This window comes from Kaistella soli (assembly GCF_019038595.1).
GTDB classification, from domain to species: Bacteria; Bacteroidota; Bacteroidia; order Flavobacteriales; family Weeksellaceae; genus Kaistella; species Kaistella soli.
The window spans coordinates 1-19280 of record NZ_JAHOPF010000009.1 but is presented as its reverse complement, the minus strand read 5'-3'; the positions used below and the strand labels follow the sequence as shown (position 1 = coordinate 19280).

Genomic DNA, 19280 nt, shown 5'->3' with positions numbered 1-19280 from the left:
AAGGTTTTACAATGAATTTTAAATCAAACTAATAATTGTAAATTTGTGAAAACTATACTTAGAAAAGCCAATGCCTGAAGTTTCTATCATTACTCCCGTATTTAATTCATCTAAATTTCTGGAACAGACGATCGATTCGGTCTTCAGCCAGACATTTTCGGATTGGGAATGGATGATTACCGATGACAGTTCTTCGGATGATTCGGTAGAAATGATTCAGAAACTTAATGACCGCAGAATTAAATTAATCATAGCAGAAAAAAATGGCGGTGCGGGACATGCGCGAAATCTATCTTTAGAAAAAGCAAGCGGAAGATTTATTACCTTTCTTGATGCGGATGATTTCTGGGAACCGAACTTTTTAGAAGAAATGGTTTCGTTCATGAAAAAAGAAAATGCTGAACTTGCCTACTCCAATTATGCGCGGTGTAACGAAAATTTACAGCCTGCGATCGAAGATTTCAAAGCGGACAAGGAAGTTACTTTTAACAATCTGCTCAAAACCTGCAGACTTTCATTATTAAGTTCAATGTACGATTCCTCCAGAGTTGGAAAAGAATTTTTCCCTGAAAACAGCAAACGCGAAGACCACGTAATGTGGCTGAATCTACTGAAGAAAATACCTTTGGGAAAACCGCTGCCAAAAACCATGGCCAAATACAGAATGCACTCCGCAAGCATCTCCCGCAGGAAAACCAATATCATGAAAGACCAATATCTTGTTTACAAAGATTATATGAAATTCTCCACTCTAAAATCTGCTTATTATACCGCCAACTGGGCTTTGAACGGCTTTAAGAAATATTCAAAACTGTTTAACTGATGGAATACTCTAAAGAATTCAAGCAGGCGCTGAGCGAATTTTCGTCTGTTGAAAAAGACCGATTGATTTTCCGGTTGCTGAAAAAAGATAAACTGCTGTCGAAAAAGCTGTATTTCGAACTGATCGATCCTGAAACGACCGATCAGAAAAGAAATCAGATGGAAGAAAATATAGAAGAGAAAGTTCTTTTAGCTTCCAGATACATCGGAAATCCAAAATATTATTTGGTACTAATCCGGAAAATAAGTGCCGAAATAAGGGAACACATCAAAATTACGACTGATAAATTCGGGGAAATTTCGCTGCATCTACTTTTGGTGAATAAGATTTTAGAAAGTAATGAAAAACTTAATCAGCAAAGGTTTGATAATATCTATAAACTCTACATTTACCTCATCAATAAAATTGTCCGCGCTTTAATTCTCATCAAAAAAACAGACGAAGATTACTGGCTGGAGTTTGATGAGTTGCTGCAGGCCATCGATTTCCAGATCCATGAAAACATCTATCTTGAAAAACTCTGTATTAATAACAGTTTTGATTTCAACTGGCTGAAGTGCGAATACATTCCGGATCATTTAGATCTGATTATTAAAGACATCAAAAGCCAGGGATTTCTGCGGTAAAATTAAAACTGTTATTTCTGCGGCTGTGTTCTGCTCATCGTTGAAATCTTCCGCATGACCCTGTCCACCATTGCATCGCAGTAAATAAGATTAAATTCGAAAATTTCTTCTTTATTATAAAACTTTTCGATCTCATTCCGCAGATATGCTTTTGCGCGGTTCACGCGGGTTTTCACGTTGCCTTCACTTACCTCAAGAATATTGGCGGTTTCCACAACACTCAGTCCGTTGATTTCTCTCAGGGCAAAAGCAATCCTGTACTTCTCAGGAATATTCAGCAGGCTTTTTTCGATAACCGAATTCAGTTCTTTATTCATCACAATATCTGAGGTTTCGTTGGTTTCCATATCTGAAACTGGGCTGTCTTCTGTCATCGCTTCCACATGTTTCGATCTCCAGCTCTGGGTTTTGCGGTAGCACAGATGAAGCATGATTTTAGAAATCCATGTTCGGAAAGAAGACCGGCTTTCGAACTGGCGAAGATGTTTATAAGCTTCAATATAAGTTTCCTGCATCAGATCCTGGGTATCTTCATGGCTGAATCGGTACATCATGCCAATTCGGTAAAGCGACGCATTATTTCTTCTGATCACCAGTTCAAAAAGGGCGGTCTCGCTATTAAGAATTCTATCTACCAACTCCCGGTCGGTATATTTTTCTTGGGTTTCCATCATCTGTGATCGTAGTCTCCGGCAAGTTTAGCCATTGAAAAAGCAGAAATCGCCATCACCAAATCGCGCACAGCTACATCTGCAAATTTCCAGTCGACGAGTAAAGTTACGGCAATTAAAGTTAGCCATGCAGCTACCACCATTCCGCCGATTCTCGGTTTCAGAAAAACCAGAACGCCGGCCGCGATCTCGATGACTCCCACAACCATCATAAATGTACCTGCGGAGAATGGCAGCATATGAAGAAGAGTTGAGTTGAGATACTGGCTCCAGTCTGTAAGAATGTTGGTGAATTTATCAAGTCCTGCAACGATCGGAACGATTACGAAAACGGCTTTCAGCGTGTTGTACACGGAATGAATGCTTGAATGTTGATGAATTGCTTCCATTTTGAATGATTTTTAGTTAAAAATTCTGACTTCTATTACAATAGAGTCAACCTGAAACAAAAAGGTTACAAAATTTTAATTTAAAAATCGAGAAGCTGCAATTCCTGGAAACGGAAAATACTATGGTGCAGACTCGTAAGATAATATTCTGCTCAAAATAATTTCTGAAGCGTTCGGCTGGGAATCGACGAAATTTCTGGCGTTTTCGCTCATTTTTTTTAGCAGTTCACTGTCATTAAGCAAGTTTAAAATGTAAGGAGCAGCAAAAAACTCGTCTTCAAAAGATTTGCCTCCGTGACATGTTATTAAGTCATCTGCTTCAGGATTTTTCTGATAGTGATCTCCGTAGAGAACCGGAATTCCGAAAGTTGCAGCTTCCAGAATATTATGAAGTCCTTTTGAATGAAAGCCGCCTCCTACAACAGCTGCATCACCATACGAATAGAGTTTCGAAAGCAATCCTATGCAGTCAATGATAAGAATCTGGGAATTGGAGTTTCTGAGAATTTCCGCGCTGAATATTTGGGAATATAAAACTGCACCGGGAAACAGTTTTTTCAGATGCTCTACTCTTTTTAGATCGTGAGGCGCAATAATTAATTTAACACTGCGGTCCTTTAAAACGATAAGTTCCGCAAGCCGTTCTTCAGATTCCCATGAGCTTCCGAAAACGACTGTTTTATGATCACGCTTAAAATCTTCAATAAATTCAACCGTATTATCACGTTCCCGAAGCTGCTTCACCCTGTCATAACGCGTATCACCGGCTGTTGAAGAATTCTTTAAGCCAATACTTTTTGCCAGCGCCGTGGAATGTTTGGTCTGGTGAAAAAACCAGTCCACATTTTTTGCAAGCTGTTCTACAAACCATCGTCCGTAAGCTTTAAAGAAAACCTGAGTCTCATAAAAAAGTGCAGACACCACAAAAATTTTGGCGCCGTTACTTTTTAAATCTGTAAGTAAATTATACCAGTACTCGTATTTTACGGTAATAAAAATGTCAGTTTTAAAATTGGAAGTAAATTCTTTCACCCATCTTTCCGTGTCAAAAGGCAGATAGCAGACCGCGTCTCCAATATGGTTTTTGTGAATTACATTTTCGTAACCAGACGGTGAAAAAAAAGTAATTAAAATTTTATGGGAAGGAAACTTCTCTTTGAGTTTTTCCAGAATAGGAAGTCCCTGCTCATATTCACCCAGGCTGGCTGCGTGCATCCAGATCACTTTATCTTCAGGAGAAAACTGAGATTTTACAATTTCGCAGCTCTGCCTTCTTCCTGCCAAACCTTTCTTTAATTTATAATTAAATACGGCTCCCACTTTCATGGCGGAAATCAGTAAAGTAACGAATATGTTGTAAATGAATTTCAATTAAAAAAGATTTAAAGTTCAGATGTACTGTTATTTTTAGCTGCATTTTTCTGGGACAATCTCCAGGAATACAGCAGCATTCCGATAACAAAAAGAAAAATCAGGCCGAGCAGATAATTTGTTGCTGTGCTGATTCCTTCGGTTTTGCCTAAAGCATTTAACATACTTTCGTATGAAATGTTGCCCAAAAGCGACATTGTAAAAAACATTAGAACCGCCACCACTAAATCTACTGTCGCAGGATCATCTTTCAGATTTTGCGGAATATTCAGCAGCGGTGACTCCGGTTTTTTTGAAATATAAAATAAGAAAAGAAACATCGCGGTCATCAGCCCGTTCAGCAGCCAGAGTGTATGTTTAGAACCAAAACCGTCAGGATTTCCCGCAAAGTTATAATGGACAGGAATCGTTTCCGATAAATTTCCAAAATTCAAAAAAGTGAAGATCCAGGTAAAAACGAGGATACAAAAAGAAATCAGCTTTAAAAAGAAGGAAACCTTGTTCATTTTTGAGTTTTTTTTACAGAATCCGTTTCACAAAACGCAGCCGGTGCGTATGTTTTCCCAAATCTTTATTAAAAATACCTGACGAATCTAAAGTATCAATCCTTACTTTTCCGTAGGCATGGATAATCTGCTGATCTTCAAGCATAATTCCGACGTGGGAAATTTTACCCTCCTCGTTTTCAAAAAATGCCAGATCGCCGGGTTCACTCTCTTCAATAAAATCTAAAACCGTCCCGTTTTCCGCCTGATGACACGCATTCCTAGGCAAAGAAACACCGTGAACTTTATAAACAAGCTGTGAAAAACCACTGCAGTCGATTCCGAAAAAACTTCTTCCGCTCCACAGATACGGAACATTCAAAAACAGCCTTGCCGTGTGGGAAATGTTTTCCCGCGTTGCAGCCTGAAGAGTCTGATCATTCTCACCCTGAATTTCACTGCCGATCGAAAGCAGTGTGTGTCCTTCCGGCAAATCTTTTATCCCAAAAACTTCATTGCAGATCTGGGTCCTGCGTTTAGACAATTCTTCTTCAGAAATCCTGGAAATCTGTTTGGTATCAACCCAACCTTCATATTGGTCGAAATCTGTTTTAACTTTTGAAAAACTGCCGTTAGTCTCCAGTATTTCAACGCTTTCTCCAAACAGAATCTGCGAAACCATTTCCGACTGATGTGTACTTTCAGCCCGAAGTGGAGCGACCGAAACAATACAAATTCCTTTTTCCATAAATATCTGAAAATTTTATTTCTTTCTGATTAAATTTACTCCGTCACGCAAAGGTAAAATAAGATTTTCAAAATCTTCGTCCTGGGCAACCAAATCATTCAGTTCCTTGATCTTTTGAGTGGATAACTGTTTCGGATTTTCATCTAAAACCTTTCCGTACCAGAGGACATTATCAAAAAGAATAATAGAACCGGATTTTAGCCTGGGCTTGATCAGATTCAGATATTCAACATAATTTTCTTTATCAGCATCGATAAAGACCAGATCAAATACTTCAGCTGTTTCTTTTAAAAACACTTTAGCATCCTGAAGTTTAAAATCGATTTGATGCGAAAATTCACTTTCCGCAAAATATTTTTCAGGCAGATAAGCCAGCTCTCCATTGACGTCCAGCGTGGTGATCTTCCCGTCCTTGCTCAGACCTTCAGCGAGACACAGTGTTGCATAGCCGGTAAAAGTCCCGATTTCCAGGATATTCTCAGGCTGTATGATTTTGGATAAGATCGTTAATAAACGGCCTTGCTGATAACCGGAAATCATGTGAGGCTGAGTGGTTTTCTGAAAAGTTTCTCGTCGCAGTCTTTTCAGAATGTCTGGTTCAGCGGATGCGTGGTTCTCTAAATAGCGGTCCATTTCCGCACAGTTTTCTTCAAAAAAACTCATTGGTAATTTTTTTCAAATTTAAGGAAATAAAAAATCCCGAAAGATTCGGGATTTTTTTATTTAAGATATTGAAATTAGTTTTTAACCGGAGCAATATCCATCAGCTTCATAAACTCATCAAGTTTCGGCATGATGATAATCTCTGTTCTTCTGTTCTCTGCTCTTCCGGAAACGGATGCATTGGTAGTTTTAGGATTGTACTCAGAACGTCCTCCTGCGGTAATTCTTGCAGGATCAACTCCAAACTGGGTCTGTAAAACCTTCGCCATAGAAGTTGCTCTCAATGCTGATAAATCCCAGTTGTCTCTTGGTGCACTGGATGATGTTAAAGGAACATTATCGGTATTACCTTCAATCAGAACTGAATACTTATCATAGTCATTGATTACTTTCGCTACTTTACCCAAAACTTCCTGAGCTGCAGGTAAAACATTGTAATCACCCGTTTTGTAAAGCATTTTGTCAGACAGGGAAATCATTACCACACCTTTTAATACTTTAATCTGAACGTCATTATCAGCTACGTTATCCAAAGATCTTTTCAGTCTGTTGGAAAGCGCTAAATTAAGACTGTCATTTTTAGAGTTGGTAGAAATCAGCTGTTTGATATATTTGTTGGATGCGTTAATTTCTCCAATTAATTTATCAATGTTAGCCGAACCTTTTCCTGAATTGGACAGACAGGCATCTAAAGAAGATTTCAAAGCGTCATTCTGGCTTTTCAAAAGATTATTTTCACTGGACAAACCGGCGTTCGTTGCTTTCAAATCCTGTATTTCACGCTGTCTTTCACCGACATTCGTGATACACTGGTTGTAGTTTAAATTCAATGCGTCAAACTGTTTCCTGCTTACACAGGAAGTCATCATAATAGCCATTACTGCAACGGCGAAAATTTTACCTAGTTTCATAAATATTCTATTTGTAGCCAAAAATAGAGAATTCATTTTAAACAGAAGAATTATCTTTGCTAAATATTCCTTAAAAATTGCTTAAAATACAAACATTTAAAGGCTATTTAAACCTTTTTCTGACTGATCCTGACCAAAGTACTTTTCTGCTGGCGGTGAGCGGCGGAGCAGATTCGATGACGCTTCTTTATCTTTTTCAAAAGACAGGTCTGAAGTTTGAAGTTGCGCATGTGAATTATAAGCTCAGAGGTGAAGAATCGGATTTGGACCAGAAACTGGTGGAAGATTTCTGTCTTAAGAATGGCTTTAAATCCCATATTTACGAAGTTTCGGAAAAAGACAGAAAACCTGAAAATTCCATCCAGAACTGGGCGAGAGATTTGCGGTATCAATTCTTCAGGAACATTCAGAAATCAGAAAAACTGGAATATTTAGTTACCGCGCACCACCTGAATGATCAGCTGGAAACTTTCCTCATCAATCTTTCCAAAGCTTCAGGAATAAAAGGTCTGACAGGAATCCCCGCCAATCAAAACGGAGTTTTGCGTCCTTTATTAAATGTTTCTAAAGAGGAAATCTACAGTTTTGCAGAAGAAAACAATATTGCATTCCGGGAAGACGCTTCCAACAAAAAAAGTGATTACCTCCGGAATTTTATCAGGAACGAAATTGCTCCGAAACTCTGCGAAACCAATTCCCATTTTCTGCAGAATTTTGGTAAAAGTTTAAATTATTTAAACCAGACTAAACAGTTCGTTGACCAACAGATTTCAGATCTCGAAAATAAATTAGTTACAAAAAATGACAGCGGCTTCCTGATTCAAAAGGAAAAACTCTCAGAACAGACGGATTTTGTAAAGTTTGAAATATTGAGAAAATTTGGATTTGAAGATGAAAAAGAAATTGCCAAAATTTTCATGGCAGAAAACGGAAAAACCTTTCACAGTAAAGATTACCTGATGACGACCGAAAGAAATGAATTGGTTTTGGTTGAAAATTCAAAGGTTAAAAATTTATCTGATACCGATTCGATTGAACTGACAATTGATGAAAAGAACGAAATTGTAATAACTGATTTTTTGGAGGAAGAAAATTACAAACCCAAAAATGAAATCTGGAAATTTGATACTTCAAGCCTTAGCTTTCCGTTAAAATTGCGCCGAAAACAAACCGATGACCTGTTTTTTCCTATCGGAATGATTGGTAAAAAGAAAATCTCCAAATTTTTTAAGGATGAAAAAATTCCTATTTTAGCCAGGCAGAAAATCTGGCTTTTGTGCGACGGAAAAAACAATGTTTTAGGTGTTGTTCCGTATCGCCAGGACGGGAGATTTTCTGCGGATGAAAAAACAGAAAATATTCTAAAAGTAAAATTATAAGTCTGTCAAATGAATGAAATGCAGAAAACATTTTCTCTGCTGTTTTTATTCAAATGACCCGGTAAAAAGTAAAAAATATAATGAAAGTGAAAAACTGGCTTGTCCTGATTATCGTCTTCCTTTTCCAAGGAGTTTCTGCACAGATTAAAGATCCTGTAAAATTCAAATACAATATTAATGCGCTTCCTAATGGTATTTATGAAGCGGTTTTAACGGCAACAATTGAAAAAAACTGGCATATTTACTCGAAAGATCTGCCGCCGGATTCCGGTATTCCTACGGAAATGATTTTAACGTCGAAAGAAGGAATTCAGCTGGTCGGCGGTGTCGTGGAAGTGGGTAAAAAGCATGATGAATTTTCTGAGGCTTTTGGCGCGCAAATTGTGTATTATTCTGATTTAGTGCAGTTTAAACAGAAATTCAAACTTAAAAACAATACAAAACCTGCCAACGTTGCCGCGGAAATTACTTATCAGACCTGTAACGACCGGGTTTGTTTAGCACCGAACACGCTGGAGTTTCAGCAAAATGTAACGCCAAGTGCTGCGGAAACAACTGCGGTTACGGCTGACGCAAAATCACCCGAAAATCCGACAGCGAAAGATTCCGCTGTACAGACTTTAACGCCCGATGTTACAGAAACTGTCGCAACAGCAATTGTTTCACCAGCCGTAACTGAACAGAAAGGACTTAAAGTTTCCTCCATCGATTTCGAGAATCCGTTAACCGACTGCGGTATTGCAAAACAGCAAAACAGTGAAAATTTCTGGACTTACCTGCTTCTCGGATTTTTCGGGGGATTGATTGCTTTGCTTACCCCATGCGTTTTCCCGATGATTCCGCTGACGGTTTCTTTCTTTACAAAAGGATCGAAAGACAAGGCAAAAGGAAAACGGGATGCTTTTATTTACGGGTTCTTCATCCTTCTGATTTTTGTTTTATTAAGTGTACCGTTTCATATTATTGACGGAATTGCTGGAAACATCTTCAACCAGATTTCAACAAGTGTATGGCTGAATGTAGCTTTCTTCATCATATTTATATTTTTTGCAGGAAGTTTCTTCGGATATTACGACATTACTTTACCAAGTTCCATCGCAAACAAATCTTCAAAAGCGGAAGATGCAGGCGGAATTATCGGAATATTTTTCATGGCTCTAACGCTGGTGATTGTTTCATTTTCCTGCACCGGTCCTATTTTAGGAAGCTTGCTGGGCAGCGCCGTGACCGGTTCGGCTGATGTTCCGATGCTGCTGACGTTTGCGTTGGCAGGATTTGGACTGAGCTGGGCCATTGTTTTCGGACTTTTGGCACTGTTTCCACAGGCTTTACAGAGTTTACCGAAATCAGGTGGCTGGATGAACACCGTGAAAGTGGTTTTAGGTTTTATTGAACTTGGTTTAGCGCTGAAATTTTTGTCAAAAGCGGATTTGGTTTCCAAAACATTTTTCCTGAAAAGAGAACTGTTCATTGTGCTCTGGATTATAATTTCTATTAGCCTGGTACTTTATTTATTAGGAAAAATAAGATTTCCTCACGATGATAAAAATCAGAAAATTTCTGTACCAAGAAAGATCATCGGTTTCCTCGGCATCGGTTTTATTATTTATCTGATTCAGGGATTAATTCCTACCGAAAGACCAAAACTGCAGCTGCTTTCCGGCATTTTGCCTCCTGTTAACGTAAGTTATTTTCACGATGAAAAAGACGGTATTTTCGGAATGCATCCTGAGCATGATTATTTCAAAGCCATTGAACTGGCGAAAAAAGAAAACAAACCTGTCCTGATTGATTTTACCGGTTACGGTTGCGAAAACTGCCGTAAAATGGAGGAATTCGTCTGGAGTGAACCGGATATTCTGCCTATTCTCCAGAATGATATCATTTTAGCTTCTCTTTACGTAGACGACAAAGAACTTCTTCCGGAAAACGAGCAGACGAAAGTTGATATGGGGAACGGACAGCTGAAAAAAATCAAAACGATTGGCGATAAATGGTCGCTGTTTCAGCAGGTGAATTTCAATAACAATTCCCAGCCGCATTATGTGCTGATCTCTCCTGACGGAAAAGTGATCAATACGCCGGTTTCCGGTTATATGCCGAAAGAGGAATTTAAAAAATTTCTGACCTGCGGAATTGAGTTTTTTAAAAAAAATAAGTAAGAACGATTTAAATATAAAAATGTCCGCAACAGTTTTGCGGACATTTTTTTATGTAAAAGCGGAACTATTAAGGATTTGTTACCGGAACGCTGCTGAAACCGATAGAAGTTTTCAGCGAAATATCTGAAGTTGGTGACTGTTTCAAAACATACACGATTCTTGCCTGTACCGCTCCTGATTTCATCATATTATCTAAAGTCCGCGTCGTATTGGCATCTAAAGAAAGCGTGCTTCCTACGTTATCGCCAATTGCATCTCTCGAAGCAACCAGGACTTCATTACTTCCGTTATTGGAAAGGTAAACCTGCACGGATTTAAAAATTCCCATACTCGTGTTTGAATTTACCGTCATTGTTGCGTTGGAAACACGGATGTCTCTTACGTTAGCGCCGGAACCGGTAAGCTGGTTAATACTCTGTGCCGGTGAAACATTGGACAGCTGCGTATTGGCCGGTGAACCTGCTGTTACCAAAACAGTGGCATTGTAAGGAAAAGTATTCTGTAAAATAGAGGAAACTGTTGAACAGCTTGCCAGCGTTGCCGTAGCAACGACCGCTGATAAAAACAAATTTTTCATAATAGTAAATTTTTGATATGAAACCTTTCATTCAGAAATTATACCAACGGCTAAAATTAACATAAGATTAACTATGCCGGAAAGATATTCCATTTTCAGTTACTGAAGAGCAACCGTAAATTTCCCTTTAGCTTCCCCGGAAGCCATATTGCTTTTCCCGATCATCAGCCAAACCTCGCCCTTACCTTTCGATTTGTACGTCAGCTCCCTTCCGAATGGCCCGTCATAACTGCCATCGGGAAGCTTAATCTGGTTGAAGCGGATGTTCATCAGCGGATTTTCGGGAGTGATTTTTCCTGAAATATTTTGCCGGTCAAAATTCTTTATCTTGATAATAAGCTGCTGACGGTCATCAGTAAATTCGTCGCTAATCGCTGTAGGAATTCTTGCACTGTTAACCATCCTGATGATTTTATCACCTTCAGTTATTCTCAAAATATCCCGAGTTTCACCGGCCGCTACATCTTTTGAAATCTGCAAACTATCCGCCTGCTTTTCTTCTGTTCTCTCCTGAACCGATTCCGTTTGGTTATGCTTTACAGGGATTTCTGAAACCTCTTTTTTCCTGCTGCATGAAAAAACAATGACCGGAATTAAGAAAAGCAACTTTTTCATGATACTTATTTTAGCGTTTGATAATAAATTATTTTCGAGAGGAAAGGCTTCTTCTGCTCATTTCCTACTGTGGCAGCTTTTTGTGACCTTTCCATCTCCAGTGGAAATTTTTCGTAAAGAACCTCATCATTATAATGCAAGTCCTTATAAAAATTGAAATTACCTTTTCCGTGACTGATATTGTAAACGGTAGCCAAATTTCCCCAGTTGATAAAGCTCGCTGCTAAAACTGTTCCATAAAAATACCAGATCATCTGGTTGAAAAGGAACGCATTGGTTTTCTGTTTTTGGATTTTAATAAAGGTCATTACTAAACCGATAATAGACAAAATCAGGAAAGCATACACGCCCAGCCTTTTGTAAGTGATCCCAAAATTCAACACGTATTCCGAATTTTTAACGGTCGCGGAAATCACTAAAACCACATTAAGGAAAATCCACGTTTTGGCTAAAACACTCATCTGTTTCGCTTTTTCATCGAAATTAAAACTTCCTTTAAAGTAAAACATAATCACCAGAACTGCCATTACAATTGATAAAATCACCGCATTCACCCGATCGTGTGTTTCTGCGGAAAGCTGATTGGGTGATTTCGGAATCTCGACAAACTGCTCATAATTAAAAGTTAAGATGAAAACCAAAAGCAGAAGATTTAAGGCAATTAAAGAAATAATTCCGCTCTTTCTTTCCGCATTCACATCCAGAAAAGAAAAGGTAGGTTTTTCAGTTTTATCTTCCTGAAGAAAGTCGTTTTTAAAATGGTGATTCCAGCTGAAAAGGAAATTTTCTATTTTAAAATTCCAGAAATTAAAAGCGATAAAAAATCCGAGACAGCTTAGTACAAAGAATTCCCAGAAGTTGAAATCCAATTCAAAATCAGTAAAAAAACCTGAAAAGTGAGAACTTCCCAAAGAATAGATTCCAAAAAAGATCAAAATAAAAAAACAAGGAATGAGAAATACCGATATTAATTTCTGCACCGTTTCCGAAGTATTTCTTTTCGGCAGCCAGTCTTCAAACCTGAAAAACCGGTAAATGAAAGTGACAAAATTAATCACAAATACAGGAATGACGAATATGGATTTTAAATCTTTATTTTTCGATTTGAAAGCCAATAAAAACAGTGACGTAAAGACCGCAAGAAAAGAGACGAAATCGCCGTACCATGCAAAAGCTACGCTGGATAAAAATCCCGTAACAAAAAGGATTAAAAAGGTAGGAGTACGGTTTTTCTCCGGCGTTTGATAAAGCGTAAGCAAGGCGTATACAATTCCTAAAATTCCGAAATTGAGCCCCATATCTTCACCATAAAAAAGCGTGACGAACAGCGCGGTGGTGAGCAGGATTAATTGATGTGTTTTCATGATAATATCTGTTTAATTTTATTAATAATTCTTTAATTTAAATATTGTACTGAAAGTTTATACACAAAGCGCTTTGAGATACAAAGTTAACAGCCAAAAAAATTGGTCTTACCTTCCCAACAATTTTTCAAGCGCAGCTAAATGACTGGCAAAAGCATCTCTCCCGGTCTGCGTGACGCGATAGGAAGTTTTCGGTTTTTTACCCACGAATTCTTTCTTTATTTCAATATATTTCGATTTCTCCAGCGCGGTACTGTGACTCGCCAGGTTGCCGTCGGTAATCTCGAGCAGGTTTTTCATCTCAGTGAAATCAACCCAGTCGTTCACCATCAGAACGGACATGATTCCCAATCTGACACGGCTTTCGAATTCTTTATTAAGTTGATTTATTTTGATCACCACGGTTAAATTGCAAACGCATTATTTATATTTCTTATGCATCACAAGGCCATACACAATATGCAAAACCCCAAATCCTGCCGCCCAGAAAACCAATCCCCAACCAAGAAAGAACAGCGAAAGCAATCCTAATACAATTTGGCAATATCCTAAATTCTGGAGATCACTGAAGGTAAATTTAGAAGCGTTGACCAATGCCAGACCGTAGAAAACCAAGGTTGCAGGTGCTATAAAAACAAACATTCCGTGATACAGCATACCCAAGCAAAAGAAACCGCCGGTCACCAGAGGAACGGAAAAATTAAGAAGCAGTCTCTTCGTTGTCTGGTCCCAGATTTTAAGTTTTTTCTCTTTACTTTTCTTCGCGGTAAAAAAATAACCGGACAATACTGCAACGAAAAGAATGACCAGTCCTATTACAACAAGTTCATTGACCAGCTGCGGTGTAAAAACGTTTCTTTTTCCGTCGAAATAATTAATTCCTTCGCGCTGAAAAACAAAATACACGTAAATCGCGCCCAGCAATGCCGCCAAACCGGCGAAAACCCCCGAAAGTCCGCTCAGTGAAATAAAACGCGAACTCCGCTCCATCATTGAACGGATGTGCGACAGGTCTTCGTGATAATTTTTTGAATCCATAAAAAGAACTTTGAACTGCAAAGTTAGAATTAAATTTCAACCCGCAAAATATTTTAAAACATTTTTTTAGCAGCCGGATATCAGTATTCAAAAATGTCTATATTTATCTAAGTCATTCAACCACATTTATGGATAAAAAAGAACTCCGAAGTTCCATTTTCAAACATCTGGACGGAATTGTTACCGCGCCTGCAGTGACCTCGCTTCAGAAAAAAGGAATTATTGATCTGATATTCAGCTCAAAAGAAATTACGCTGCAGGAAATTTCTGCAAAAAACAAAAACAATGAAGGCTACCTGAATGTCGCTCTCAGAGTGCTTGCCTCGCAGGGGTTTATAGACTATCAACTGGACAATATGACGGATGAAGTAACTTTGTATGCTAACGGGAATACGGAATATCTGCTAAAATATGCGCCGCTGTACGATAAAGTAAATCTGTATCTGAAAGAATCCACTTCTCCTGTTTTCCAAAAGCTCGAACCCGGATCGTTCGAAAACTTTATTTACCTCTTTGATGATTTCAGCAGACAGTTCGGTTACACCACTCCGCAAAATGAGACAGAGAAAAAAATCTTCCTTCAGGTTCTAAAACATCTCGAAGGCTGTCTCCTTTCTCCCGTCATTGTACAGCTCGGAATGCTCGGAATGTTTCATAAATATTTTATGGAAACTTCTTTCCAGGCGGTTGAATTCCATAAAAATCCGGAAAACTTTGAGAAAATTCTGGATTTTCTTACCAGTTTGGGTTGGTTTACCAAAAACAACAAAAACTTTAAGTTTACAGAAAACGGTTTGTATTTCGCGCGGCGCGCTGCATCTTATGGCGTAACGGTTTCTTATCTTCCGATGTTCAACAGAATGGATGATCTGCTGTACGGAAATCCCAAAAAGTTGCGCGAAATAGGCGAAAGCGAAGACGAAATTCATGTCGACAGAAAAATGAATGTTTGGGGAAGCGGCGGTGCACATTCCACCTATTTTAAAGTGGTTACTGATTTTATTATTTCAATCTTTAATCAGCCCATTCATTTGCAGCCAAAAGGCATACTGGATATGGGATGCGGCAACGGGGCTTTTATTCAGCATATTTTTGAAACCATTGAAAGACATACCTTACGCGGAAAGATGTTGGAAGATTATCCTCTTTTTCTGGTGGGTGCAGATTACAACCAGGCCGCACTGAATGTCACCAGAGCCAATCTCATCAATAATGACATCTGGGCAAAAGTAATTTGGGGTGATATCGGAAATCCCGTGCAGCTCGCCAAAGATTTAAAGGAAAACTACGAAATCGACCTTTCAGATCTGGTCAACATCAGAACATTTCTGGATCATAACAGAATCTGGAAAGATCCGGAAAACATGAATCCGGACAGAATTTCCACTTCAACCGGTGCTTTTGCATTCCGCGGAGCCAGAATACCGAATAAATTAGTTGAAGAAAATCTGAAAGAACATTTAACGCTCTGGCTCCCGTATATTAAAAAGAACGGCCTGCTGGTCATTGAACTTCATACTCTGGATCCCGAACTGACGAGCAGACATTTGGGGGAAACTCCTGCAACGGCTTACGATGCTACCCATGGATTTTCCGACCAGTATATTGTAGAAGTGGAAGTTTTCCATAAAATCTGCAATGAGGTAGGGCTTACTGTTGATAAAGACCTGTTCAAAAAATATCCTGATTCGGATTTAGCGACCGTTTCCATTAACCTTCTGAAAGCGTAAAGATGACATCAGACAGTGATCATTACCCTCCCTTTAATTAAAATTTAATTATCTTTGAAGACAAATTAAACCCGAAAAATGCTGGCGAATTTAAGACATAAAATGGAAAGACAATGGTTTGGTGTTCTCACAAGGATGGGCGCAAAACTTGGAATTCCCGTTTCTAAACTCCGGGTATTTTTCATCTACTCTACTTTTGCCACGGCAGGCGTATTCTTTCTTATTTATCTGGGACTTGCATTTACCCTTTGGATCAAAGATATGTTTGTTACAAGACGTCCCAGCGTTTTCGATCTGTAACTAAAGCAAAATTCCTATTAAGTTTTTAACGGCGTAAAAGTTGTATTCTGCAGTTCATCAAGATCAATTGTATTTTTTTTATGGAATATTTACAGATACCTTCTTATGACGATTTCAGATCTCAGCAGATCTATAACTCTTACTGCGAGACTTTTCCTGAAGAGGAAAGGCGCTGCGAAAAACAGTTCCGTGCTTTATTTTCAAATCCGAAAGCAAAATTTTTCACCATTCTGGAAGATTTCAAAAACATCGGATATCTGATCACCTGGGAACTTACCAATTTTATTTTTGTGGAACACTTCGAAATTTTTTCCGAATTCCGGAGTTTGAAATACGGATCGGAAATCATCGGTCACTTATTTAAAAACTATTCACACATCGTTCTGGAAGCAGAACCTGCCACTTTGGACGAAACGGCTCAAAGAAGAATCGGTTTTTATGAAAGAAACGGTTTCGCCGTGATCGACGAAACCTATATTCAGCCGAGCTACGGCGAAGGAAAAAATCCGCTAAATCTATGGCTTCTCGCGAACTGGCAGCCGGAAAAAACCGACTGGATCAGGGAGGAGATTTATGATATCGTATATAAATTCTGAGAAGTCACTGATAAGATCATTTAGTATTTAATCAACTTCGTATTCCAGTTTGATCGTAATACTTGCTTCTTTTTCTTTGGAGGAGGTATTAAAAGTTCCGCCGTAGGAATATTCTTCGGTAGAATTAGGCTCGGTAATCTGAGTGACACCCATGGTTGCTTTCTTCAGGTTTCCGAGCGAGCTTCCTGCATTTTCAGCAATTTTTTCTGCGCGCTGTTTGGCATCTTTGGTCGCATCAGCAATCATCTGCTGTTTAACGTCAGCAAGTTTGGTATAAAAATAATTGGGAGGCGAAGAGGTAAATTCGATTCCCAAATTGATGATCTCCGTAATATTTCTGGAAAGATTTTCAATTTTAGCAACATCTTTACTGTCGATCGACACTTTTTGAGAAAGCTGGTACCCGGCAAAACTCTGCTGGCTTCTTCCGTTGGCATCTGTAGAATAATTAAACTGCTTCTGAATATCTACCGCAGAAAAAACCATTTCATTCTTTGGAATTCCTTTTGAAACAAGATAATTCTCTATTACTTTCTTGTCGTTGGCCAGTGCATCATAGGCAGCTTTCAGTTCAAAACTGTTGCGCGAAAAATTTCCACTCCAGGCAATAAGATCTGAAGTGAACTTTTTACTTCCCAATCCGGTTACCGAAATGGTATTGTCGGATCTGTTGCGGTTTTTAATGGCGCTTCCCAAAAGCCCGAGTCCGATAACAAAACCAAGGGCTGCAATGGCGATGGCAATAATATTTCTGTTCATAAAAATGTTTGGTGTTTCTGAATAATAAATGACAGATTATTAAGCAACAAATCTCATTCCAAATTTTAAGAATTTTTTAACACTTTATGAAGCTTCTTAACTTTTATTCTTAAATATTTCAGGAGTAGAGGACGGCCGGATTTTTCTGGTCTTTACATATTCTTTGTACGCCATTTTCATGTCAGCGTTAATGGCATTGACATTGAAATTTTTCCTGTATTTTTTTGCCAATGAATATACATCGTCTGCATAAATGAGAAACCGGTCGAGTTCTTCCTCGTCCCAACCCTGACTGGTATAGAAACTTAAATCCATCGTGGTTTTGATCTTTCGGAAAAAGTCCTGAGTTTCTGCATAATTGGCTTTGGTGAGCGGAGAACTGGTGGATTTACTGACGAGACCCACAAGCGCAGACACCGCTTTCACTATATCGACTTGTCCGGCATTAAAATCTTTCGGTCCAAAAGCAGACGGAGTGATAAGTTTGGGAGAAGGTTCTGTTGGTGAAGTTCTCATATAAGAATCCATCGAAGAATTAAGTGCCACCACTCTTTTTGGAGGGTCTAAAGATTTTACATCTTTTTTCAGGTTTCCGGTCGGGTTGAAAGCCAGTTCAATTTCCTCGATCAGATAAGGTGATTTTTCCAGGGAAATATTGAGCGGTCGTGAGAAATTTTCAGTGGTGATCATCTGGATTTTTCTTTCGTAAGTGTTTTTGATGAACCTGATTTCGTCCCCGGTTTTTGCTGCAATCATGAAATTACCGTCTTTATCCGTGAGGATTTTCTCATCGGTTCTCATATTGATAATGACCGCACTTGGCAATTCGGTTCCCGACTCTGTTGACACTTTTCCGAAAATATATTCCTGGGAAAAAACGGTTGCTGAAAGTAAAAGGCAGAAGAGATAGAGTAATTTTGTTTTCAAAGGGCGTAATTTTTTTCTTAAAAGTAAACTTCTTTTGAATGGGTTTTAAAAGTTTAACCTGAGTTAACGCGTTTTAAGAGTTTTTTGGGAGATGACAAACTGATTACTGTTAATTTTTTTTTGAATGCAGCGTTAAAGTTACCAATAGAAACATTTTTGTTTTTAAAAGATGGTACTGAAAGGATAACGGGTTTCCGCGTGAGGGATTGAAGCGGCATCCTTAGAATCTGGCGGCGGCTCCGCCGCCGCCAGATTCTAAGATATAGCGGAAAGCCCGGCCGGAATGAGGGAATGGAGGCGGCAGCCGGAATGACCGGGTGAAGGACACGCCCTTATTCGGGTTCTTCAAAAACTGATCTTTACAGTATGACATATAATACAAATTGGAATAATATTTTCATTACCTTTGCTGTCTTACAAAAACATGGGGTTGACTGGTTTCGACAGCAAGATCAATGGGTAAGTAAGCATGCAGAGAACCGTAGTGCGATCTCTTTAATCCCTTGCTACACAATTTTAACTGGCGACCAAGAGTTTGCTCTTGCTGCTTAATCTGAATCATAGTAAGATAAGCGCTCTCCTGAAGACAGTAAGGAGGCAAGATATCCCACAGAAGTTCTGTTTCGCGACGTCTGAGTCTGGGGTATAGCAATGCGGAAATAAGGTTTTGGAAACTTCGGCCAAAACTCGAAAACCTTAGAAGTTAAGCTGAAAGTTGGGTGTTTACTCTCTGCTTTCAGTCGAAAACCAATAGTAAAATAAGCATGTAGAAATCTTATGTGTTACTTGTTTGGACGAGGGTTCGAATCCCTCCAGCTCCACATTTATTTTTAAATAACCATCTGTTTTACAGGTGGTTATTTTTTTCCCTGTTTCTCTTCCCAACTTGCCCACATATTAAAGTTTAATAATCCCGATCGGGTATAATACAATGCTTTACTCAACTTTTATACCCGATAAGGTATATTTCAAATAAGGTTTCCTCCACGTTGGTTAATGAAGAATATACAGGAGACGTCTTATAGTTCCCCCGGAAAATCGGACAGTAAGTTTAGTTGAAAAAAAACAATTAAATTTACAATATGTCACAGCGAAGAAAATTCAATTCAGGATTCAAATTTAAAGTAGTAGTTGAAGCATTAAGCG

General features: G+C 38.7%; 21 protein-coding genes and 1 other RNA gene. 8 read left to right on the top strand and 14 right to left on the bottom strand.

Translation table 11 applies throughout. The features are described from left to right. Nucleotides 1–70 precede the first annotated feature (70 nt). Nucleotides 71–823 carry a glycosyltransferase family 2 protein gene (locus tag KSK37_RS13545; protein WP_217202061.1) on the top strand — a complete coding sequence of 251 codons (753 nt, stop codon included), beginning with the start codon at nucleotides 71–73 and terminating at the stop codon, nucleotides 821–823. Beyond that, nucleotides 823–1449, top strand: coding sequence for a deoxyuridine 5'-triphosphate nucleotidohydrolase (locus tag KSK37_RS13540; RefSeq protein WP_217202060.1), 627 nt, complete (start codon nucleotides 823–825; stop codon nucleotides 1447–1449). Before KSK37_RS13545 ends, KSK37_RS13540 begins: the two co-directional genes overlap by 1 nt. An 11-nt stretch (nucleotides 1450–1460) precedes the next feature. Here KSK37_RS13540 and KSK37_RS13535 read toward each other — a convergent pair whose 3' ends face one another. The 7 genes from KSK37_RS13535 to KSK37_RS13505 form a co-directional block, all read right to left on the bottom strand. After that, on the bottom strand, nucleotides 1461–2123 hold the full coding sequence (locus KSK37_RS13535; protein WP_217202059.1) for a sigma-70 family RNA polymerase sigma factor: 663 nt from the start codon (nucleotides 2121–2123) through the stop codon (nucleotides 1461–1463). Then, nucleotides 2120–2509 carry a hypothetical protein gene (locus KSK37_RS13530; protein ID WP_217202058.1) on the bottom strand — a complete coding sequence of 130 codons (390 nt, stop codon included), beginning with the start codon at nucleotides 2507–2509 and terminating at the stop codon, nucleotides 2120–2122. The genes KSK37_RS13535 and KSK37_RS13530 overlap by 4 nt, the downstream gene beginning before the upstream one ends. 120 nt (nucleotides 2510–2629) lie before the next feature. Continuing rightward, the gene (locus KSK37_RS13525) at nucleotides 2630–3880 is read right to left on the bottom strand and encodes a 3-deoxy-D-manno-octulosonic acid transferase (RefSeq protein ID WP_217202057.1); all 1251 of its coding nucleotides are present in this window, start codon (nucleotides 3878–3880) and stop codon (nucleotides 2630–2632) included. 11 nt (nucleotides 3881–3891) lie between these two features. Then, nucleotides 3892–4386: a DUF1648 domain-containing protein gene (locus tag KSK37_RS13520; protein ID WP_217202056.1), complete on the bottom strand. Its 495-nt coding sequence runs from the start codon at nucleotides 4384–4386 to the stop codon at nucleotides 3892–3894. 13 nt (nucleotides 4387–4399) lie between these two features. Continuing rightward, nucleotides 4400–5113, bottom strand: coding sequence for a C40 family peptidase (locus KSK37_RS13515; RefSeq protein WP_217202055.1), 714 nt, complete (start codon nucleotides 5111–5113; stop codon nucleotides 4400–4402). Nucleotides 5114–5128: 15 nt separating this feature from the next. Next, nucleotides 5129–5776 (bottom strand): O-methyltransferase, encoded by a 648-nt coding sequence (locus tag KSK37_RS13510; protein ID WP_217202054.1) that lies wholly within the window; start codon nucleotides 5774–5776, stop codon nucleotides 5129–5131. Nucleotides 5777–5850: 74 nt separating this feature from the next. Further along, nucleotides 5851–6687: an OmpA family protein gene (locus KSK37_RS13505; RefSeq protein ID WP_088359358.1), complete on the bottom strand. Its 837-nt coding sequence runs from the start codon at nucleotides 6685–6687 to the stop codon at nucleotides 5851–5853. Between the two features lie 77 nt (nucleotides 6688–6764). On the opposite strand from KSK37_RS13505, the gene tilS reads away from it, so the two are divergent. Continuing rightward, nucleotides 6765–8066, top strand: a complete 1302-nt coding sequence (gene tilS / locus KSK37_RS13500) for a tRNA lysidine(34) synthetase TilS (RefSeq protein WP_246566615.1) — start codon at nucleotides 6765–6767, stop codon at nucleotides 8064–8066. Between the two features lie 80 nt (nucleotides 8067–8146). Then, nucleotides 8147–10228, top strand: coding sequence for a protein-disulfide reductase DsbD family protein (locus KSK37_RS13495; RefSeq protein WP_217202053.1), 2082 nt, complete (start codon nucleotides 8147–8149; stop codon nucleotides 10226–10228). Between the two features lie 67 nt (nucleotides 10229–10295). Here KSK37_RS13495 and KSK37_RS13490 read toward each other — a convergent pair whose 3' ends face one another. The 5 genes from KSK37_RS13490 to KSK37_RS13470 all read right to left on the bottom strand — a co-directional run bounded on the left by KSK37_RS13490 (nucleotide 10296) and on the right by KSK37_RS13470 (nucleotide 13822). Then, nucleotides 10296–10805 carry a hypothetical protein gene (locus KSK37_RS13490; protein ID WP_088359356.1) on the bottom strand — a complete coding sequence of 170 codons (510 nt, stop codon included), beginning with the start codon at nucleotides 10803–10805 and terminating at the stop codon, nucleotides 10296–10298. A 99-nt stretch (nucleotides 10806–10904) separates the two neighbouring features. Then, nucleotides 10905–11420, bottom strand: coding sequence for a hypothetical protein (locus KSK37_RS13485; protein ID WP_217202052.1), 516 nt, complete (start codon nucleotides 11418–11420; stop codon nucleotides 10905–10907). Nucleotides 11421–11425: 5 nt separating this feature from the next. Continuing rightward, the gene (locus KSK37_RS13480; RefSeq protein ID WP_217202051.1) at nucleotides 11426–12784 is read right to left on the bottom strand and encodes a DUF4153 domain-containing protein; all 1359 of its coding nucleotides are present in this window, start codon (nucleotides 12782–12784) and stop codon (nucleotides 11426–11428) included. A 108-nt stretch (nucleotides 12785–12892) separates the two neighbouring features. Then, entirely contained in the window at nucleotides 12893–13183 is a 291-nt protein-coding gene (locus KSK37_RS13475) for a winged helix-turn-helix domain-containing protein (RefSeq protein WP_088359353.1), read from the bottom strand. A gap of 21 nt (nucleotides 13184–13204) precedes the next feature. Further along, nucleotides 13205–13822, bottom strand: a complete 618-nt coding sequence (locus KSK37_RS13470; RefSeq protein WP_217202050.1) for a hypothetical protein — start codon at nucleotides 13820–13822, stop codon at nucleotides 13205–13207. Between the two features lie 128 nt (nucleotides 13823–13950). On the opposite strand from KSK37_RS13470, the gene KSK37_RS13465 reads away from it, so the two are divergent. The 3 genes from KSK37_RS13465 (at nucleotide 13951) to KSK37_RS13455 (ending at nucleotide 16448) form a co-directional block, all read left to right on the top strand. Next, a complete protein-coding gene (locus tag KSK37_RS13465) occupies nucleotides 13951–15552 on the top strand; it encodes a class I SAM-dependent methyltransferase (RefSeq protein WP_217202049.1) in 1602 nt (533 codons plus the stop codon). A gap of 78 nt (nucleotides 15553–15630) precedes the next feature. Then, nucleotides 15631–15852 carry a PspC family transcriptional regulator gene (locus tag KSK37_RS13460; protein WP_088359350.1) on the top strand — a complete coding sequence of 74 codons (222 nt, stop codon included), beginning with the start codon at nucleotides 15631–15633 and terminating at the stop codon, nucleotides 15850–15852. Between the two features lie 80 nt (nucleotides 15853–15932). Continuing rightward, complete coding sequence (locus KSK37_RS13455) at nucleotides 15933–16448, top strand: GNAT family N-acetyltransferase (RefSeq protein WP_217202048.1); 516 nt, start codon at nucleotides 15933–15935, stop codon at nucleotides 16446–16448. A 27-nt stretch (nucleotides 16449–16475) separates the two neighbouring features. Here KSK37_RS13455 and KSK37_RS13450 read toward each other — a convergent pair whose 3' ends face one another. Together KSK37_RS13450 and KSK37_RS13445 are read right to left on the bottom strand one after the other, a co-directional pair. Then, complete coding sequence (locus tag KSK37_RS13450) at nucleotides 16476–17207, bottom strand: SIMPL domain-containing protein (protein WP_088359348.1); 732 nt, start codon at nucleotides 17205–17207, stop codon at nucleotides 16476–16478. Between the two features lie 96 nt (nucleotides 17208–17303). Next, entirely contained in the window at nucleotides 17304–18134 is an 831-nt protein-coding gene (locus KSK37_RS13445; RefSeq protein WP_217202047.1) for a hypothetical protein, read from the bottom strand. A 426-nt stretch (nucleotides 18135–18560) separates the two neighbouring features. Between KSK37_RS13445 and ssrA the strand changes: the two genes are divergently transcribed. Beyond that, nucleotides 18561–18958, top strand: a transfer-messenger RNA (tmRNA) gene (gene ssrA, locus KSK37_RS13440). Nucleotides 18959–19280: the final 322 nt, after the last annotated feature.

What these genes read in the sequence shown, in the direction of transcription:
- KSK37_RS13545 (WP_217202061.1), top strand. Translation starts at nt 71, where the DNA reads ATGCCTGAAGTTTCTATCATTACTCCCGTATTTAATTCATCTAAATTT.
- KSK37_RS13540 (WP_217202060.1), top strand. Translation starts at nt 823, where the DNA reads ATGGAATACTCTAAAGAATTCAAGCAGGCGCTGAGCGAATTTTCGTCT.
- KSK37_RS13535 (WP_217202059.1), bottom strand. Translation starts at nt 2,123, where the DNA reads ATGATGGAAACCCAAGAAAAATATACCGACCGGGAGTTGGTAGATAGA.
- KSK37_RS13530 (WP_217202058.1), bottom strand. Translation starts at nt 2,509, where the DNA reads ATGGAAGCAATTCATCAACATTCAAGCATTCATTCCGTGTACAACACG.
- KSK37_RS13520 (WP_217202056.1), bottom strand. Translation starts at nt 4,386, where the DNA reads ATGAACAAGGTTTCCTTCTTTTTAAAGCTGATTTCTTTTTGTATCCTC.
- KSK37_RS13515 (WP_217202055.1), bottom strand. Translation starts at nt 5,113, where the DNA reads ATGGAAAAAGGAATTTGTATTGTTTCGGTCGCTCCACTTCGGGCTGAA.
- KSK37_RS13510 (WP_217202054.1), bottom strand. Translation starts at nt 5,776, where the DNA reads ATGAGTTTTTTTGAAGAAAACTGTGCGGAAATGGACCGCTATTTAGAG.
- KSK37_RS13505 (WP_088359358.1), bottom strand. Translation starts at nt 6,687, where the DNA reads ATGAAACTAGGTAAAATTTTCGCCGTTGCAGTAATGGCTATTATGATG.
- KSK37_RS13495 (WP_217202053.1), top strand. Translation starts at nt 8,147, where the DNA reads ATGAAAGTGAAAAACTGGCTTGTCCTGATTATCGTCTTCCTTTTCCAA.
- KSK37_RS13490 (WP_088359356.1), bottom strand. Translation starts at nt 10,805, where the DNA reads ATGAAAAATTTGTTTTTATCAGCGGTCGTTGCTACGGCAACGCTGGCA.
- KSK37_RS13485 (WP_217202052.1), bottom strand. Translation starts at nt 11,420, where the DNA reads ATGAAAAAGTTGCTTTTCTTAATTCCGGTCATTGTTTTTTCATGCAGC.
- KSK37_RS13480 (WP_217202051.1), bottom strand. Translation starts at nt 12,784, where the DNA reads ATGAAAACACATCAATTAATCCTGCTCACCACCGCGCTGTTCGTCACG.
- KSK37_RS13470 (WP_217202050.1), bottom strand. Translation starts at nt 13,822, where the DNA reads ATGGATTCAAAAAATTATCACGAAGACCTGTCGCACATCCGTTCAATG.
- KSK37_RS13465 (WP_217202049.1), top strand. Translation starts at nt 13,951, where the DNA reads ATGGATAAAAAAGAACTCCGAAGTTCCATTTTCAAACATCTGGACGGA.
- KSK37_RS13460 (WP_088359350.1), top strand. Translation starts at nt 15,631, where the DNA reads ATGCTGGCGAATTTAAGACATAAAATGGAAAGACAATGGTTTGGTGTT.
- KSK37_RS13455 (WP_217202048.1), top strand. Translation starts at nt 15,933, where the DNA reads ATGGAATATTTACAGATACCTTCTTATGACGATTTCAGATCTCAGCAG.
- KSK37_RS13450 (WP_088359348.1), bottom strand. Translation starts at nt 17,207, where the DNA reads ATGAACAGAAATATTATTGCCATCGCCATTGCAGCCCTTGGTTTTGTT.